Genomic DNA, 19599 nt, shown 5'->3' on the forward strand with positions numbered 1-19599 from the left:
CGGCCTTGTTGGCAGGCCACCCTCCCCACCCGTAACTAAATGCTTACGCACGTTACATTACAGTACTTGACCGCCCCCACAGGGTACTGATATCGAGGATCGCCATGCACTCAAGTGATCATGGATTCTCACGCGACCCTCACGCCGGCCAGTGGGACGTCGAAAGGCTGCTCCAAAAAGCACGCAAAGCAAAGGAGAACGCGTCCGTCCCTTTGAGCCGTTTCCGGGTTGGAGCTGCCGTCCTCACTGTCAACGGCACTATTTTTGAGGGCTGCAACACGGAAAGCCTTATCCCCGTACTCGGGGTGTGCGCGGAGCGCAATGCCGTCAACCACGCCATAATCCACGGCGAACGGAGCTTCCTGGCTGTCGCTGTGGCCTCTGATCTCTTTTCACCTCTTCTCCCGTGTGGAACGTGCCTCCAGTATATCCAGGAGTTCGCGCGGCAGGAGGGGCGCGACATCCTGATCATCGCGGAAGGCCGTTCGGGCGACAGAGTGATCACCAGCCTGGATGAACTCTTCCGAGGCGGGTTTCCGCCGGAGACTTCAGTCAAAGAGATCCAGGAATCCTTCCGCTGGACCGCTGAGTGACCGCTCGGCAACGGCCGAAGTGACACTTCCCCCCTGAAGGCCAAAAATCCCCATATAACCGTTCAGTTACGCGTGAAAGGGTGAACCGTCAACCGCGGCCGAAGACTGGTAGGACCGGCATCTTGCAGGTCCTACTGTACTCGCGGCTCAGCGCGGCTAGTCCCCCCTCCACGTATACCTGTTTTCGAAAGTAATCACGGATTGGCTGGCGTGTGCCTCTGGTGGCTTCATCTTGACCCGTCCCATAATTTGCGGCGGCCAATAGGCCGCCCTACATTTGTACTCCCAAGCTTGGTCTCATCTCCCGTAGGGCGGCCTATTGGCCGCCGTTGACCCAGGCGCCACTGTGGGTTCATTCCGCGAAAACTTTTGAGAATCACTATATTTCCTCCAGGTAACTGAATGCTTATTTTGTTAACACTTTTTTTGCTTGAAAAATCAATATGATCTATTATATACTTAAAGTATTACATTAACAGGGGTCTTCCATGAGAAAATTAGTTAAAGTGACGAAAATTACGAGACTATTCAAAGTGGCTGAAATCCTTGGGGACATCATGGGCGACCTGCATGACGAAGAGCTGCTGATGAAATATAAAATCACCTGGAAACAGTTGGGAAAAATCTATTGCAGGCTGTTTTACGGCGGGTTCCTAAATAAGGATGACATGGTACGGCGAATTGAATTAAGGCACGGGAAAGACGCGTCCCACATACCTTTTGCAGAACTACCAGAGTCCAGTGTAACCTACAAATGCGCGATCTGCGGCTTTGTCTCGTCGTACCATTTCAGTGCTTGCCCGAGGTGCAGGCAACTGAACCTGAGACGTCTCACCAGGCCTTCCAGGCCTTTCCCTTACGCGGCCGGGTCGGTCTATGCCGGTCGCGCTTACTAAATCTTGATCTAAAGGGTGCCACGCTAGGACGCACAGCCGTTTCCGTAATTAAGGCGGAAGCCGGAATCCAGTCCCGCGAGGAACGCGGGATGGATCCCGTTTTTCAACGGGGTGACGAAAAGAGCTGTCTTCGCTAGAGATGGAAAAACTCAAACCGACCCACTATCTTGCTTTTCATTGATTAACCTACTAAATTATTGTATGATAATGATGGGATAGGTGTATCGGCCGGCACACCCCGGCAGATCCCGGTCGGATTTGATGATGCAAACTCAGTCATACGTCGTGACTGAAAAGCATGAAAAGTTGCCGGCAGGGAATAGCGTCCCGACAGAGCGACTGTAGCCCCGGAGAACTTCAATGGCTGAACGAATTCCATCCATAAGGGAGCGGCGACGCCACGATCTCCCCTCAACAGTAGAGGTCACGGCTCAAGGCCTGAAATTTCACAGGCTCTTTTCCGTGGCCGGCCGCGACCCCATGGAAATGGTCGAGTGGGAGCGGCGCTCGGCGATCATCCGCAACGACAAGGGAGAGGTCATTTTCGAGCAAACGGGTGTTGAGGCCCCGGCATTTTGGTCGGACATGGCGGTAAATGTCGTGGTCTCCAGGTATTTCCGCGGCAGAGCCGGCAACCCTGAAAGAGAAACAAGCATTCGTGGTCTTATTCTGCGCGTTGCGGACACCATCGTTAATTGGGGTCGTGAACAGGGTTACTTTGCTTCCGATGACGACTCGAACATATTCCGAGATGAATTGATCTACCTTTTGGTTTTCCAAAAGGCGTCTTTTAACAGTCCCGTATGGTTTAACGTGGGGATCGAGGCCTCGCCGCAATGCTCCGCGTGCTTCATTCTGAGCTTGGATGACACAATGGATTCGATCCTCCGGTGGTACACCCAGGAGGGCATTATCTTCAAGGGGGGGTCCGGTTCAGGAGTAAACGTCTCCAGGCTCAGGTCCGCGCGTGAACAGCTCAGCGGGGGAGGTACCGCGTCCGGACCTATCTCTTTCATGAAAGCTGCCGACGCGTCCGCGGGAGTAATAAAATCAGGGGGCAAGACCCGCCGCGCGGCCAAGATGGTCATACTGAACGCAGATCACCCGGATATTCTCGATTTTATCCGAAGCAAAGCCACCGAAGAGAAGAAGGCTCAAGCTCTGATCCGTGCAGGCTACGACGGGTCCCTGGAAGGAGAGGCCTATGCCACGGTCGCGTTCCAGAATGCAAACCACTCAGTCCGTGTCACCGACGAATTCATGAAAGCCGAGAAGGATGACGGGGAGTGGAAGACAAGGTTCATACTTTCCGGGGAAACGGCCGGCACGTACCGCGCTCGGGACCTGTTGCGCGAAATAGCCCAGGCTGCCCACACCTGCGGTGACCCCGGCATTCAGTTCGATACAACCATCAACCGCTGGCACACCTGTCCCGAAACAGCTCCGATTCGCGCCTCCAATCCTTGTTCGGAATATATGCACGTGGATGATTCCGCCTGCAACCTGGCCTCTCTCAAGTTGACCGCCTTCTTGGACCCCAGTGATTTGTTTAGGGTGGATGCCTTCCGCCATGCGGTGGACATCATGATAACGGCCCAGGACATACTGGTGGACAAGGCTTCATATCCTACCCCGGCCATTGCCACGAACTCGCACAATATGCGGGCCCTCGGTCTTGGTTACGCGGACCTGGGGGCCCTTGTTATGTCTCTGGGTCTTGCGTACGATTCCGATGAAGCCCGTGCCTGGGCCGCAACCGTCACGGCCTTGATGTCCGGCGAGGCCTACCTGCAATCCGCCAGGATCGCGGCAACGAGAGGCTCGTTTAGCGAGTTCAAGAAGAATCGAACCGCAATGCTGGGCGTAATAAAGGCACATCGAGAAAAGGCCCTTCAGATTAGACCTTTGGACGTGCCGGAACAGATGGTGGCCGAAATCGTCGGCATATGGGACAAGGCCCTGGAAATGGGGAAAGAGCATGGTTTCGCCAACTGTCAGGTCACAGTGCTGGCACCGACGGGTACGGTAGCATTCATGCTCGATTGCGACACCACGGGCGTGGAACCTGAGCTGGCCCTCATAAAATACAAAACTCTTTCCGGGGGCGGCCACCTGAAAATAGTTAACAGAACGGTAGCCAGGGCGCTCGAGCGGCTGGGGTATCCGCCGGTGGTGGTTCAGGACATTCTGGCAAAGATTGAGGAAACAGGTACCATCGAGGGTATTCGGGAGGTCCTTCACGAACATTTGCCCGTGTTCGATTGTGCCTTCAGGCCGATTAGCGGCAAGCGGTGCATTTCACCCGAGGGGCACATAAGAATGATGGCAGCAATACAGCCCTTCATATCCGGTGCGATTTCCAAGACGGTGAATCTGCCCAATGACGTGACGGTTGAACAAATCGAAGAGGTTTTTCGGCTTGCGTGGAGACTTGGCTTGAAGGCTATCGCCGTATACAGAGACGGATGCAAGGCCATTCAACCCCTGGGTCTGGGGGCCAAGGAGGCGGTTAAGGCTGCGCAGCCCGTTCGTCGGCGCCTCCCGGTGGACTGCACGACCGTTCGTCACAAATTCGAGGTTGCCGGCCAAAAGGGGTATATTCACACGGGATTTTACGACGACGGCTCCGTGGGAGAAATCTTTATCCGAATGGCTAAGGAGGGGAGCACCATCTCGGGACTCATGGACACCATCGCGACCTTAACCTCCATTTCTTTGCAGTACGGTGTGCCGCTCGAAGCCCTTGTCAACAAATTCATCCACGTACGGTTTGAACCCTCCGGCTTCACCTCCAACCCGGACATACCGATGGCAAAGTCGCTCACGGACTACATTTTCCGATACCTGGGCATCCGTTTTCTGAACAAGGAGCAGCAGGAGGCCGCGGGCCTGCTTCCGTCCGGCACGCCAAACCACCAGCTTCTCGAAGGGTCCGGATCGGCCCCAACTCCGGCGGAACCATTGCGACGGGTCGGAACGAGTGGGCACGCGTTCAATCCGCAGTCCGACGCGCCTGCCTGTCCCGATTGTGGTGCAATTATGGTAAGAAACGGCTCCTGTTACAACTGCCTTAACTGCGGCGCCACCAGCGGTTGTTCATAGCCCCGTCAATAAAAGGTTTGCCCCGCGTCCATTTTCAGATACAATGCCCTTCCTAAGATCACAAATAAAATGCCGTGATTTGAGGCTATTGTCCCTTTGTGTTACGGCATGAAGGGGCTGTGACATTAAGTCCAGCGCAAGAGGGAGAATTGCGGTGGAGGTCTTTCTGAGGAAACGCTCGCGGCTGCGAGATTATCAGGAGGAAGCTGTCATGAACAGGTTGATTGGTCGATCGATAGTCATGTTCGTCTTGCTGATAAGCTCCCTTTCGGGCGCGGCTCTAGCCGCCCCGTTGGAAGAAGATCTCCTGAATGCCGTCAGGGCTGGAGATCAAAAAAAGGTGGAACAGTTGCTGGCCAAAGGGGCCAACGTCAATGCCAAGGACGCAGAGGGATTCACTCCACTCATGGAGGCCTCGGTGGAAGGCGACCTGGAAATCGTGAAGGCGTTGATGGCTAAAGGGGCTGACGTAAACGCGAAAAATGAAGAAGGAGACACCGCATTGATCGGGGCGTGCTTCGCCGGGCACTCCGAACTGGTGAAGCTGCTTCTGGAAAAAGGGGCTGACGTAAACGCGGTCAACAAAGACGGGGTCTCAGCTCTGTTCGGGGCCGCGTTCGAAGGAAGATCAGACTTGGTTAAGATGCTGCTGGATAAGGGATCCAATGTCAACGTCAAAGAGAACAGGAACGGAGCCACTCCGTTGATCGTGGCCGCTTTTGAAGGAAACAAGGAAGTCATCGAGCAATTACTGGCCAAGGGCGCGGACATCAACGCGAAAGATAACGAAGGCAACACGGCGTTAAGCCTTGCTTCGACCCGTGGGCACGCTGCGGTTGTGGAATTCCTTAAGGCTCGTGGAGCCAACTAGGTTAGTGGCGCTCTTTCTGCGCAGAAGCTTTACAGGTTGTAAAGAAACAGCGGGCACGGGGCCTTCATGCCCGCGCTAGCACATGGCGTCTGTTGCCTGTGATCCCATTTAGATGCGGCCCACCTCTTTCTGTCGGATTTTGGCACAGTTGTTGCCAAGAAAAACCACTAGGACCTTAGGCCGGGATCGATTCTCATCGAACGCGCAACCGTAACTCCAATGACCCCCATACTACCTTCACCATTCAGTTTGCAGAACAGATTGCGGGACGATAACAACTTGCATGGTTCGGCGTCGATCAGCCAACCCGGGAGTGGAAAATGCGAACCAATGTGCGGCTCAGGCTCAGGAGAAAAATAGAAAAATTGAATAGTCGGCTCGTCTCCGTTGGGGCCCAGGTGGAGGAAGGGGTCCAGCTTGCGGTAAGAGCAATCGAGGCGAGGGACGCGGACTTGGCTGCCGGCGTCATTGACGGTGACGTGGAAATCGATCGCGAAGAAGTCGATCTGGAGGAGGAGTGCCTGGAGATCCTCGCGTTGCATCAGCCTGTGGCCGTGGACCTGCGCCACATTATTGCCGTGCTTAAAATCAACAAAGATTTGGAAAGAGCGGGCGATTTGGCGGTCAACATCGCCGAAACCGCGGTACACCTCAGCAGCGCGGCCAGAATAGAGGTCCCCAAGGATTACTTCGTGATGGCCCGCAAAACACAATCCATGCTCAGAACAAGCCTCGACGCATTCGTCAACATGAGTGTCGAATCAGCATATGAAGTTCTGGCAGAGGACGACGAAGTAGATCGAATGAAACACACCCTCCACAAAGAGTTCGAGGACAGAGTCAAGGAAGAATCTGGATCGATCCAGCCTCTTACACATCTCTTTCTAGTGTCTCGACATCTGGAACGAATTGCCGATCTGGCTACAAACATAGCAGAAGAAGTCATATACATGGTCACAGGGGAAATCGTGCGCCACGGCAAAAAAACCCTGGCTGAGTCGACAGGCTGGGGCATGGCCACTCAGTGTGGCGGGCCGGAATCCCCTTCCGATACGTAGCCGGACTCGACACGTATCATAGGGGTTGCAAATGTTTGCTCGGAGTCCCCACCACGCAGTCGGCGAGAGTCCTTGACCTCATACCAATGACCGGACAGGAGGTGAAATTCGGTTAGGCCAGCCCTGGCCGATCTCCGAAGCGAAGTCGGGCTGCGCCGATAGACACCCCCGGAATGGCAAGACCGTCGCATAATTCAAGATCATTGGGGTTTGCTATGAGACCACGTATTGACCTGGATATGCCCATGAAATTCGGCGCGGAAGCGCGGATTGTTCTGAGATTAAGGGATAAGGAACTGGTGGATTCTCGAAAGCACTTTGTGCGGTTCGATTTGTATACCACGTACGCTCCCTCCCATCCTGAGCGGCACCTTGGATACTGGGATATCGCTCTTCACACAATAAAGCAGGAGCGAATCGGGCTCCTGTTCCGGGATGGTCGGCTGCATCGAGAAGGATATTCCGGGGGGCGGGGCTTCCAGAGGGCATGGAAAGGTCGGTTGGAGCCCCGTGGGTACTGCTCCTTCCATGTTTCCCTGCAGGAACATGCCGGGAGGACTTCCGTACAAAGGGAATCGAAGACCTGGGATGTACTATTCTGGCAGCCTGGGATGGACTTGCCGCTCGAGTGCATCATGATACCCTTGACCCAGCGGTGCAACCTTAAATGCCCCATGTGCGCGCGGCAAAACTCGGCCCGTCTTGAGAACGCCGACGTGTCGGAGGATGTGCTCGCTCCTCTCCTGGAGGCTGCCCCGCACTACGTGTACGCAGGACTCCAAGGCCTGGGTGAGCCGCTCCTGAACCCTGATATCTTTAAGATTGCCGCTGAATTCAAGCGGCGAATACCTTCGGAATCAGTACTTGCCACGACGACCAACGGCATGCTCCTAACCCCCGAGGCATCTCGCAAACTGATTGACCTGGGCCTCAATTCCCTGGTTGTATCGCTCGACGGCGCGAGCAAGGGCGTATATGAAGATTTGCGCCCAGGGGCCGACTTTGACGTAGTAACCCGGAACCTGGCTTACGCAATCGAGTACGGGCGTAAATCCGGGCGAAAACGCCTCTGGTTCTCTGCCAACTTTGTCACGCATCCAAATAACCTAGAGGAAATTCCTTCCTATATGAAGCTTGTGCATAGCCTGGGTATAGACGCAGTCGCGTTTATACACATGAGGGACATGAAAACCGGAGAAATCCACACGTGGGACGAGGAGAAACTTGAGGCTCTTTTGAACGAAGCGCGCGAACTCGGCGAACGGTACGGGATCCGGGTAGTGGCCCCTTTGATCCGTAGCGCCGATGACAAGCGATGCGTTTTCATGCAAGGGGTGAATGTGTGGCTATCAGGAGAGGTGGTTCCTTGCCTGCGAATGGAACCCGAAGGCTCTCCGTGGCCTGTTAAGATCTTTGGCAACATTCGCTATAAGCCGCTTTTTGATATTTGGAACTCGCCCGAGTACAGGACGTTCAGGAATCGAGTTTTGTCCGGGGATTACCCGGAGGAATGTCAGGAATGCAACTTTTGCGACGGCCGAGTGACATAGGAGGGCGATTCGCAGGATTCGGCGATCCACTCGAGAAACCTCGTGCACCTGACCGAAAGCCGTCCAGGGAAGAGCATGGGCGACGACGTAATTACTAGCGGTGTTATGACGAGGCGGCTGGCATGTGCGATTAGAGATGAACAGAAGGATAATGTCAGGTCCGACCTTCAGTGTTGAGGCCGTCCGGCGATGGAACAGCCTTTCAAACAACACGCTTGCCTACGTCCTCTTCGGGGTATTGCTGCTTCTGGAATTCCTCTTCTTCATGGGGTACGCCGAGAGAGAAGTTATCTGGGCCTATCCTAACAACCACGATCAGGCGTACTATCTCTTTCGTACCTACGATCTGTATACGGACTTCGTAGGTAGTGGAATAGGGGCCTGGATGAAGTACCTGAAAGCCCCATCGCCTCAAGGGATGTTGTTTCCGGTGCAGGGTTTCTTCCTATGCCTTGTCTTCGGAGCCACGAGGACGGCTTGCCTATGCGTGAACTTCATCCTCTTTGGAGTCCTTCAAGCGTGTCTCATTTATACCCTTCGATGGCTGACCGGGAACATCTGGTTCGGGTTTGTCGGAGTGGGGCTGCTGTTAAGTCAGATTTCGGCATTCTTCTGGGCGGGAGGGCTTTTCGACTTCCGAACCGACTTCTCAGCGTATTGTCTCTATGGAATCTGGATTCTCGTGGTCTTGAGATCCGGCGTTTTCTCAGACGCCAAATGGACGATCATTGCCGGGCTGGTTGCAGCCTGGCTGATCCTAACGCGATTTGTAACATTTCCGTACATAGTGGGGGTGGTACTGGTCACCACGGTGCTCATAAGCCTAATGCCTGTCCGTCTTCTTCTCGAACCACGGGAACGCAAGGAAGTCTTGGGGAAGATCACGCGGGGCGTGCTATGCTTGGCTATTGCCGCGGTAACCACGGCTCCTTTCCTGTATATGGCAAGAAAGGAGATATGGAATTACTATGGGGTGCGTCATCTCGCAGGTCCGGAGAAATATATACGTGCTGCCGAACTCCAAATCCGTGACTTGACCGGCCACCTCACATATTATCCAAAATCCATTCTGTCTGATCATCTTGGCCCATGCTTCGGACTGCTGTCCTTGGCTCTTCTGTGCGCAGTGTATATCTTCCGCAGGACCCTTCGCAACGAACCTGCCGTTGCGAGCAGCGATCCTCTCAGTCGCATTTCCGTGTTTCCCTTTCTTGTGGCAACGATTGTCACTCCTCTTATCGTTCTGACGCTCGATATTTCAAAATCTCAGGTGGTGGGTGGCATTGTTGGAGTTCCGGTGGCGCTGATCGTGCTCTTGGGAATCTTGAGCATTGGCGGGGGAACGAACTCCCGGGCCAAGGGTACCCTTGTGTCCCCTCGGGCATGTGCCATGCTTGCCGCTGTTAGCATGGCCTTCGGGTCATGGAACTACATCTCTCATCTTACTGGACACGGGCCGTTTCACAGCCGGCGAGCGGAGATTGCTCAGTTGACGAAGGTATACGATACCATCGGCCAATACGTTGAAACCGCAGGCTGGAAGCACAGACCATTATTTTCAGTGAACATGATCAGTGACACAATGTCTGCTCCAGCCATATCGGTTGTCCAATTCGAGAGGCGGGGCGTTCTTATTCGCATGACTCCCCTTTTGGGAAATAGGATTCTTGCAGTGGACAGGGACGCAGTGTTCAGGCAGCTAAAGCAGACAGACGTCCTCCTCTTGGGGGATGCGTCCAAGCGCTTCGGGTTGAACGAGCACTATCCCTTCAACCATACCGTGACTCCCTTGAGCGGAGACATTGAGCAATGGGCGAGACAGGAGCTAGTTTGCCTTGTGAGCACTTCCTCTGTTGAGGGTCGAGGGTACAGAGTATACGTCCGGCCATCGGAGACAGCCGAGTAATTCTCCAACGGCACCTATGCATCGTATAGAGAACCCCGAATCAGGCGAAGAAACTGTTGGCAGCAGTTATTGCCAACTTGTATCAGCGGAACACGTTTCCAATACTGTTCGGCTGAGCGCCGCCGAGAACATTTTGCTTGATTCGATGACCTGCAGAGTGGTACGCTCAGAGACAGGAATATACAGGCTTTTCAGGCAACATCACGACGGTTTTTTCTACGTCGGGCCTTGTGGGAAGGGACGGGGCCTTTCGGGGCTTGGTAACCATCGTTCGATGGGTCATCGGCCTAAAGACCGCCAACATGGCAAAACTGTAGCATAAAGTCGTCTTGAAACCATATGATTCACTTTCCTATTTCAGTTTCTATCCGGAGATTTGTCGGACTGCTTCGGAATGGGACCAAAGTTTGAAAACCAGCCTTGAGCCTTTCATACGAGAACTTGAAGCCAAAGAAGAGCAGATCCGATTACTGAAGCGGGAATGCGATGAAAGGCTGAGACTCCTCAATCAGGCTGAATTGAGGCTGGAAGAGATGACGGGAGAAAGGGGAGGTCGCGTTGCTCTTCGCAGTTGGGTTTTGGCCGTATACCGCACAATGCTCCGAAAACGAGGGAACCATGCCCTGACAATGCTTTTTCGGCCGAAGTTGGGAGCCCTGAAGCAACACGAGCCTATACAGCTAGTACTGCCTCAACATTACTACCAGACGGAGCCTCCCGAATCACATCCACCCATATCGATAGTGACTCCAAGTTTGAACCAAGCCCAGTTCTTGGCGCGTACCATTGGAAGTGTTCTGAACCAGGAATACTCGCGTCTGGAATATGTGATCCGGGATGGCGCTTCAACAGATGGAACAAAGGAGCTACTGGAGGGGTTCTCTCATCACGCCCTTACCTGGGAATCTGCTCCTGACGACGGCCAAGCTCATGCAATTAATCTGGGCTTCAAAAAAACGACCGGTGAAATAATGGCCTATTTGAATGCCGACGACCTGCTTCTACCAGGGTGCTTGAACTATGTGGTCAGATTCTTCGACGAGCATCCGGAAGTGGATGTGATTTACGGCCATCGTGTCCTAATCGATGATCAAGACCGAGAGATCGGGAGGTGGGTATTGCCTCGGCACGATAGTGAGGTGCTCCGATGGGTTGATTACCTTCCGCAAGAGACATTGTTCTGGAGACGCAGAATATGGGAGAAGATAGGGGGATCGCTGGATATAACCTTTAAATATGCCATGGACTGGGATCTTGTACTCAGATTCATAAAAGCAGGAGCCAAGTTCGTCCGGGTACCTCGGTTTCTGGGAGCCTTTCGGGTCCATGAGAGCCAGAAGACTACCGCAGCCAGGAGGGCTTGGGGAGAACCTGAGGTTGCCAGGCTGCGCGAGCGTTGCCACGGGCGACCGGTAACTTCTGAGGAGGCCCTCTGGATGATTCGCGGGTATCTCCTGCGACACGTGGTTCTTGATCTTATTTATCGCTCCGGGATTTTGAAGCTCTGATCGCATGCGACTGAAAAGAAAAGGACCCAGAGGCCATTCCAACCAAAAGGTTCACACAGATTTGCCACTTATGGTCTCATTTTCTCAAAACGAAAAAGTATATATAGTATTGCTTGTCGGTCAGTTAGGCGGGGGAAGACTCTCGTCGCGGTTTTTAATTACCTTGTGGAGTACTTCGCTAAGCTGGGTTGCGTCGTACGGTTTTGCCACAACCCCGCGAAAGCCGTATCTTTCGTAATCCGCCATCACAGGATCGTCAGAATAACCGCTTGACACTATCGCAGTAACATCCGGATCAATTTCAAGCAATTTCTGGATTGCCTCCTTGCCTCCCATTGCGCCGGGAATTGTGAGATCCATGAGGACGCAATCGACAGGCCGGCCGGCCTTCTTGGCTTTGATGTAAAGATCGAGGGTCTCCAATCCGTTGGAGGCGAGCTGCACATCATATCCTAGATAATTCAGGAGTTCCGCCACGAAGTTTCGCAGGACCTCCTCGTCGTCCATGACGAGCACCAAGCCTTTCCCATTGATAGGGCCGTCCTGAATGTGCCGCGGCGCTGCCTTCTTTGTTGCGGCAGCCGGTAAGTAAACGTGGAAAGTAGACCCTTTCCCCACTTCGGAATCAACTGTTATAAAACCGCTATGATTCTTGAGGATCGAGTAGCAACTTGCGAGACCCAACCCACTGCCCTTTTGCTTGGTTGTGAAATAAGGATCAAACACCTTACTGATATTTTCCTGCGGAATTCCGACCCCTTCGTCTTCAACCGACAATCGGACATACCTCTGGGCCGTCAATGGCGCGGCTAACGGGTGTTCAGGATCTATAGTGGTGTTCTCGGCATACACCTTGATGACGCCGCCATGCGGCATCGCTTGGTCCGCGTTGATGATGAGATTGTGGATGACCTGGCTAATCTGGCCCTCGTCCACTTCCACGGCCCAAAGATCGCCCGGAATTGAGAGATCGCACCGCACATTGGAACCGCTCAGGGCGAACCACACGGACTCTCGGAGCAAATCAGGAATCGAGGACGTTCTCTTGACCGGAGCCCCCCCCTTGGAAAAAGTCAGCAACTGGTGGGTCAAGTCTTTAGCTCTTAATGAAGCCTTTTCGGCCTCGCCCAATCGTTGAAGGACCTTTTCCTCTCGTTGGCAGTGCACTTTGGCCAGGCTGATATTTCCCAGGATCGCTGTAAGTAGGTTGTTGAAGTCGTGAGCGATTCCTCCTGCCAAAACCCCTAGTGACTCAAGCTTCTGGGCTTTGACCAGTTCCTCTTCCATCCTCTTGCTGTCGGTGATGTCTCGAAACACCAAGACCACGCCGATAATTCTGTTCATGGGATCGAAAAGGGGCGTGCCACTCACTGCAACTATCCTCTCGACGCCGCCTCGGGGAATGAGACTTGTCTGGTCGTCAAAACCAAACACCCCCCCGGTCTTGAGAATATTCTCGACGACTATTTGGCCCCCGTCCCTGGTTTTCGTTTTTATGAGATTGAAAACCGTGGTGAGCGACTTGCCCATAGCTTCTTCTTGCGGCCAGCCTGTAAGGTTTTCCGCGGCTGGGTTCATCAATATTATCTGTCCTTCGGTGTTGGTCGTTATAACGCCGTCAGCAATGGAACGGAGGGTAACGGACAGGCGCTCTTTTTCCGAAGCCAAGGACTCTTCAATACGTTGCCGCTCCAGGATTTCCTTCTGAAGGGCCTCGGTTCTCTCCGAAACCAGTTTTTCAAGGGTCTCGTTGACCATGACCAACTTGGTCCGCATCTCGCGCAAGATTCGATTTTGTTCGACAGCATCTTCGTAAGTGGAAAGAAGGAGGTTCAATATTTGGCGACGGTTCGAGGATATGACGTAACGTTTGTCGCCAACGAATACTTCCAGATCCTGGCCATCACTTTCGCTCTGCTCTGAATGTGAAAATGTAAGCCCGTGCCGTATACGAGCAAGGAGGACCCGGCCATCGTACGGCTTGCAAACATAGCTGTCCGCGCCGGACTCCAGCCCGGAAAAAACATCCTGCGGATTGGAAAGGGAGGTCAATAGAATGATCGGAATGTGCTTCAGACGCGGATCGTTCTTCATCAAGCGACACATTTCATAACCGTCCATGACCGGCATCATAATGTCGCTCACGACAAGAGACGGCTTGCATTCAATAGCCGCCTCAAGGCCCTCTCGCCCATTGTAAGCTACCCTGACCTGGTACCCGTTTTGTTCCAGCAAGCGCTTGAGGCGTTTCGCCTGCATGGAGCTGTCTTCGACTATCAGAATCTCCTCAGGGCTGCTCATGGTCCACCCGTCTTAACAACTAGTATTCTAAGCCGCGTCTGAACGACGACCATCCGGTCAAAAGGCTCTCTTCAGCTATTCTCGAAAGAACTTTCCGATTGTGAATTCGCGTCATTCGAGCAAAAGCTGGAATCCACGCGCCGCCCGGACAAAAGTCGGGAAGCGGGTCCTCCCGGGCCCCGGCTTCCGCCGAAGTGACCGGTCCCGGCTCCTGTCCAGGCCTGAGATCCGGGATTCGCCGGCACAACGGGAACGTGCCATTGGGAAAGATCTTTAGAGAAATGCCGAAGAGGGGCCTCTGTAGGTCCCTGCACTCGTTCAGACGATTTCGTGTGCTGGACAGGGCAAGGGCTTCGGCAAGGCATAACCTGCTGTTAGCTCACGGTCTCCGAGGTGCCGATCTTCATGATGAATTCGGCCATCAGGTAGTCCGGAAGGATTTTTTCCACCGCGCCTTTCTCCAGAACGGCTAAAGGCATAGATGGGTCCATCGCATTGTTTATATCTTGAACAACGCCCGTCCCCCCGGCGCTCCGGATTTCCGCTATTCCCTCGGCCCCGTCTCTGCCTGCTCCCGTCATCACAATGCCGATGGCCCGCTCGCCCATGGCGGCCAATGAGGTCAGCATGCCATCTATAGGGCCATTGTTCGGGGGCGCCGCGTGTCTGCCCGGCATCAATGCCGTAGTTCCGTCGCCGTTCCTTTCCAGGACAACTCCGCTTTCGCCCGAGCACACATAACAGACCCCCGGCTCCGGAACGGTAACTTCTTTGACACCTTTGACTCGTACAACGCTGTGACTATCGAGATACGACACAAATGGCTCTATATAACGTGCCGGGACCAGAACAACCGCTACTAGTGTGCCCCGGAAGTCCGCCTGAAGCGCGGGGACAATTCGAAGCAGGGAGTAATAGCCTCCAGTGCCCGCGCCCACTCCGATAAAAGGCCAGGAGGAATCAACGCCGACGGGACTCGTCTTCCGAAGCGGAGGAGGCGCGCTTACTCTGATGTATTTGGATCTGCCTGTCCTAATGGCTGCAGCTCTTCTCACCTTTGCGATTATGTCGGCCTTTTGCTTGTCCAAGCTCTCGTCGTCCCTGCGGGAGGGTTTTGCAATAACGTCAATTGCTCCGTACCGGAGAGCGTCGAAGGTGGTCCTCGCGCCCTCTTTCGTAAGAGCGCTGATCATCACTGTGGGTACGCCGTGCTTGACCATGATATGTTTCAGAGCCGTTATACCGCTCATTTTCGGCATCTCTACGTCCAGGGTAATCACGTCCGGCTTGAGCGTCTCCACCATGCGCATGGCTTCTATGCCGTCCTTCGCCTGGCCTACCACCTCGATCTGATTGTCTTCATTCAGGATAGCAGCGATTTGCCTGGACATCAGAGCCGAATCGTCCACCACCAGGACCTTGATTTTATTGTTTTCAGAATTACCACTCATTCATCATGTACCTTGGAACAACTGTAGATCTCAATGGGCGGCGGGTGCACAACTAGATGGGCCGGAATGCCTCAGCGCAGCCCGCCCAGTATCTCCCGGGCCAACTGTACATAGGCCTTTGCGCCTGGAGATTGAATGTCATATGCGATTATAGGCTCCCGCCGATCGGGGACTTCGGCCAACCGGGGATCTCTTGGGATGATCGTTCTGAAGACCCTGTCTTTGAGGTATTGTCTGACTTCCTGAACCACCTTCACTGTAAAGCGAGCCCTTTTGTCAGCCATGGTGATGAGGAAGCCGAAAATAGTCAGTTTGGTATTGTGTTTCCTTTTCACTTCCAGTGCTGCTCTGAGCACTCGGCCGACCGTGCCCAGGGAGGCATACTCGCATTGCACCGGCATCAGGTACGAATCAGCAGTTGCAAGAGCAGCGTAGGTCGGATTGTCCAGCCTCGGAGGGCAATCAAGAAAAACATAATCGTAATTGGACTTCAGCGCCGTCAGAACACGGCTCAAGCGCCCCATGTCTTTCTGCAGCAACTCGAAATACAGGATTTCATCTCCCACTGACCGAATGTTTTCGGGAAGGACTTCCAGGCGGGGTAGCCGCGGATGTGTCTGGAAGACAAGATCGCTGGGCGAGCTACCGTCCCGTAAGGCATCGAGCAGTCCTGTCTGTACGTCCGATGACTCCAGGCCGAAGCATTTGGTGAGGCCGCACTGGGGATCCAGTCCGACCAGCAGGACCTTCTTCTTTATTGCTGAAAGGCAGGCCCCCAAATTGACCGCTGTGGCTGTTTTGCCGACACCACCTTTCTGGCTGACTATTGCTATGACCTGGCCCATATTTTCTTGTTCCTTTTAGAGGTCCGCGTGATTGTTCAAAGCGGCCAGACGACTGGGTTGAAAGAATCGGGCGCCCGAGGCTGCAAGCTGCCTCTGCCTATTTATAATATCTTCGACCATCTCTGTCACGTCGAGAACCAGTGCTATGGTCCCGTCTCCGAGAATGGTCGAGCCTGCAAGGCCTCTGCTCTCGCAAACATGTTCCGCCAGGGGCTTTATGACCACGTCCTGCTCGCCGATTAGTTCCTCCACCAGGAGACCGACCGTTTTCATACCAAACATCGCGAGAACCAGGAATCTGGGCTGCTTGTTTTTATCGTAGTCTTTCAGGTTGAAAACCTGATCGACCCTCAAAATCGGAATCGTCTCATCGCGGAATTTGATGACCTCGAAGCCTTCTATGGTCGTAATATCGCTAGGGGAAACTTGAAGGATCTCTCTTACGGACGTGAGAGGAATGGCAAAAACGTGTTTGTCGACACGAATGAGCAGCGTTTGGATGATCGCGAGGGTCAAGGGTATCCTTATGGATATTCGGGTGCCCTGTCCCTCTTCGGACTCGATCTCTACGTGGCCGTTAATCTTTTCCACGTCTTTCTTGACCACATCCATGCCGACGCCACGACCCGATGTCCGCGTCACCCTTTTGCTCGTACTAAAACCGGGGATAAACAAGAAGTTTTGAAGGTCTTGGGGAGTGAGGCCTTTCGTATCCTGAGCCTCAATTAGGCGACTTTCGACCGCTTTCTCCAGGATCGCTTTGCTGTTGATCCCGGCTCCGTCATCTTCGACGTCGATGACCACCTGATTCCCCTGAGAATACGCACTCAGAGAGATCGTCCCTTCTTCCTTCTTCCCTGACTGTTTTCGGATAGCCTTGTCTTCGATACCATGATCGACAGCGTTGCGAATCAGGTGTACCAGCGGGTTGTAGATCTGTTCAATCACCCTCTTGTCCACCTCGGTGTCGCCCCCGCGAACCTCGAGAGCCACTACCTTGCCGACTCTCCGTGACAGGTCTCTTATGAGTCGGGGCATTCTATTAAACAGTTGGCCTATCGGCAGCATGCGAAGCTTCATGACACCTTCCTGGATGTCATTAGCTATTCTCCCCAGCGACAGACTTGCCTCCCCAACTTTCAAAGAGAAGTCCTTAATCGTTTGCAAGTCTTTTTTCCCGAGTTCCGTCACGTTCAACAGGTCCCGATGGAAGGTTTTCAAGTCCAGAGAAAGCTGCTCCACGTATGATCTGTTTACAACCAGCTCTCCGACCTGATTGAGGAGCACGTCTACCTTCCCTGAGTCTACGCGCATGGTCCTCACCATGGCGCCTTCCTGGGAGAGGTCCCTCGGAACAGCCATTTCTCCCGCGACGCGGTCGCCTAGCATAGGGGGAGGCGCCAATTCCCCTGTGGGAACAGGGGACGGCTCCGGAGCAGCCTCTCTTTGAATTCGCTCGGTTGTGGATTCCTCGGTTGGGACGCTGCCGCGCTGCGGTGCCCTATCGGCGGTGCGTGTTGGTTCCACAGGCCGAAGGAGTTCGTCGGAAAACTCGGATGGGCCTACCTGCGATGCCGAGGCCGGAGGAACTTCCGCTTGGTCTACATCAAGCGTCGGAAGGTATTCCGACGTGCTCATAGCGAGGGTTACGTCTTCCGGGCCCGCTCCCGCGCCATTTGCTGCGGCCTCTGGACTTAGCACACCGTCCAGGCCTGCCAAAAAGTCCTCAAATCGTGTGCGATTAGCTTCCATAAAGCGCAAATCCGCCGCGGTAAGCGATTCCGCGTTTTCTACAGCGGCGGTGGTCTCGTCGTACCATTCGTCCAAGAAGGCTGCCAGGCTCTGGAAATCCATGTAAGAGGAAGAGGATCGGATGGATTTAATGAGATCGGCGCAGGTCTCAAGGTCGCTGCGCTCGACCGAGCCGGGTTTGATTCGTCCTGCCACCTGCCGAAGCTTGTCCACTATCTCCCATCCATAGGCCAAAAAGATCTCCATTATCTCGCGATCTGCGTCCTGGCCCAACGTATCAAGCTCTCCCAGCATATCAGCCACATCCGACCTTGGACGAGCCAAGCCGCTGATTTCAAGAGGATTACCGTCCGCGAAGATCCCTTCGAATTCCTGGAGCAGTTCATCGTCCACATCGGCCAGCATCGACCGCTCACCGCCCTTGGGAAAAATCCGACGAGTCGTGGTCGGCTCAGGCACCACCCCGACCGCTCTCAATATTGCTTCAGCAAGTGAAGGAGAAATCTCGGGAATGTTTCGTAAACTTTTAAGATCAGCTCGCGCCAGTTGTGCCCTCGAAGAAAAGCCGAATCTGACCAAGGCCCTTATTGCCGTCTCGTCCGCCTCCGGAACGTCTGCCAATTCCCGTACCAGTGGCAAGTCCTCTTGAACGCCCGTGGGAATGGGGTTTTCAGGAGGGGCGATGTCAGCCTCAGGCATCATTCCGGACGATAGAGGGAATACCTCCTCCGGATAATGTTCTTTCAATGAATGAAGCAGCCCGCGCAGCTTGTTGACTTCCTCCACCGAAAGCAGCTCCTGATCCGAGCGAATCGAGCCAATCTGCTTTTCCAACGTCTGAAGCAGATCAACGGCCTTTGGTCGCCCCAGGAGCCGCATGGTATCGATCAGGTTTTGGAGAGCCTCAGAGATCGGCGTGATTATTTCCTGAGGATTTAAACCGTCCTGAAGGTCGTCGAGGTACAACGAGATGTTCAAAATGTGGGGAACGGTTTGTTCAAGCGTCGCTACGTGTTCAGCCGTGGACTCCTTCTCGCCGGACAATTCCGATGTAGAGGCGGATTGTTCGCCAAGTATTTCTTCCCCGCTCGATGCGGACTGCCCTGCCGGCGACGAATTTTCGGAAACCGCCTGGCCGGCGAAATCCTCGCTGCCTTCTTGAGAGACGGCGCTGTAATCCGGGTGGCCGTCGAGTTCGGAAGCAACCTGAACATAAGGTTGGTCCGGGGCATCTTCCGCAGGAACAGCAGAACCGCCGCCTAACTCCTCTGTGACATCCGATGGAGGGGCCTGGGAGTCCGAGGGCGGTTCTTGGCCTGGTAGCGTTTCAGTAGTGCGTTCCACGCTTTCGGTCCCGGGCGGGGCTTCGGGAGGGGATCCTGTGGGTTGCAGGAATCCTTCAAGTTCCACCATCAGGGCCGAAATTTCCGTCTTTTCCTTGTGGGACTCCGAGACTTCGTGAATCAGGGTGGCGATCATGTCCTTGACCCGAAACAAGAAGTCGACAATTCGTGCATCGAGCGTAATGAGCCCTTCGCGAAGGCGGTCCAGGAGGTTTTCCACGCCGTGTGTCAGAGTGCTTGAACGCTCCAGTCCTATATATTCCGCCGACCCTTTTATGCAGTGGACCGCCCGAAAGATGTTGTTCAAGATCTCAGGGCTGCGGCCTTCCTTTTCGAGGCGAAGCAGGCTGTGGTCCATCTCGTCGAGGAGTTCTCGAGCCTCGCTGCTGTAATCCTGAAGAATTTCAGTATCAATCATCTTCG

General features: G+C 54.1%; 12 protein-coding genes. 8 read left to right on the forward strand and 4 right to left on the reverse strand.

Annotated features, from left to right (window positions below):
* Positions 1–104: 104 nt before the first annotated feature.
* The 8 genes from HY913_15075 to HY913_15110 all read left to right on the forward strand — a co-directional run bounded on the left by HY913_15075 (position 105) and on the right by HY913_15110 (position 11484).
* Complete coding sequence (locus tag HY913_15075) at positions 105–593, forward strand: cytidine deaminase (GenBank protein ID MBI4964599.1); 489 nt, start codon at positions 105–107, stop codon at positions 591–593.
* A 488-nt stretch (positions 594–1081) separates the two neighbouring features.
* Positions 1082–1489, forward strand: a complete 408-nt coding sequence (locus HY913_15080) for a hypothetical protein (protein ID MBI4964600.1) — start codon at positions 1082–1084, stop codon at positions 1487–1489.
* A gap of 360 nt (positions 1490–1849) precedes the next feature.
* Positions 1850–4591, forward strand: coding sequence for a vitamin B12-dependent ribonucleotide reductase (locus HY913_15085; protein MBI4964601.1), 2742 nt, complete (start codon positions 1850–1852; stop codon positions 4589–4591).
* 211 nt (positions 4592–4802) lie between these two features.
* Complete coding sequence (locus tag HY913_15090; GenBank protein ID MBI4964602.1) at positions 4803–5462, forward strand: ankyrin repeat domain-containing protein; 660 nt, start codon at positions 4803–4805, stop codon at positions 5460–5462.
* A 320-nt stretch (positions 5463–5782) separates the two neighbouring features.
* The gene (phoU, locus tag HY913_15095) at positions 5783–6520 is read left to right on the forward strand and encodes a phosphate signaling complex protein PhoU (GenBank protein MBI4964603.1); all 738 of its coding nucleotides are present in this window, start codon (positions 5783–5785) and stop codon (positions 6518–6520) included.
* Positions 6521–6735: 215 nt separating this feature from the next.
* Positions 6736–8070 carry a radical SAM protein gene (locus HY913_15100; protein ID MBI4964604.1) on the forward strand — a complete coding sequence of 445 codons (1335 nt, stop codon included), beginning with the start codon at positions 6736–6738 and terminating at the stop codon, positions 8068–8070.
* Between the two features lie 151 nt (positions 8071–8221).
* The gene (locus HY913_15105; GenBank protein ID MBI4964605.1) at positions 8222–9976 is read left to right on the forward strand and encodes a hypothetical protein; all 1755 of its coding nucleotides are present in this window, start codon (positions 8222–8224) and stop codon (positions 9974–9976) included.
* 407 nt (positions 9977–10383) lie between these two features.
* Positions 10384–11484 carry a glycosyltransferase gene (locus HY913_15110; protein ID MBI4964606.1) on the forward strand — a complete coding sequence of 367 codons (1101 nt, stop codon included), beginning with the start codon at positions 10384–10386 and terminating at the stop codon, positions 11482–11484.
* A 120-nt stretch (positions 11485–11604) separates the two neighbouring features.
* Here HY913_15110 and HY913_15115 read toward each other — a convergent pair whose 3' ends face one another.
* From HY913_15115 to HY913_15130, 4 genes are all read right to left on the reverse strand, one after another.
* On the reverse strand, positions 11605–13785 hold the full coding sequence (locus HY913_15115; GenBank protein ID MBI4964607.1) for a response regulator: 2181 nt from the start codon (positions 13783–13785) through the stop codon (positions 11605–11607).
* A gap of 374 nt (positions 13786–14159) precedes the next feature.
* Entirely contained in the window at positions 14160–15236 is a 1077-nt protein-coding gene (locus tag HY913_15120) for a response regulator (GenBank protein MBI4964608.1), read from the reverse strand.
* A gap of 71 nt (positions 15237–15307) precedes the next feature.
* Positions 15308–16081, reverse strand: coding sequence for a ParA family protein (locus HY913_15125; GenBank protein MBI4964609.1), 774 nt, complete (start codon positions 16079–16081; stop codon positions 15308–15310).
* Positions 16082–16096: 15 nt separating this feature from the next.
* Positions 16097–19594, reverse strand: coding sequence for a chemotaxis protein CheW (locus HY913_15130; GenBank protein ID MBI4964610.1), 3498 nt, complete (start codon positions 19592–19594; stop codon positions 16097–16099).
* Between the last annotated feature and the right edge of the window lie 5 nt (positions 19595–19599).

Source organism: Desulfomonile tiedjei (assembly GCA_016212925.1).
Taxonomy (GTDB): domain Bacteria; phylum Desulfobacterota; class Desulfomonilia; order Desulfomonilales; family Desulfomonilaceae; genus JACRDF01.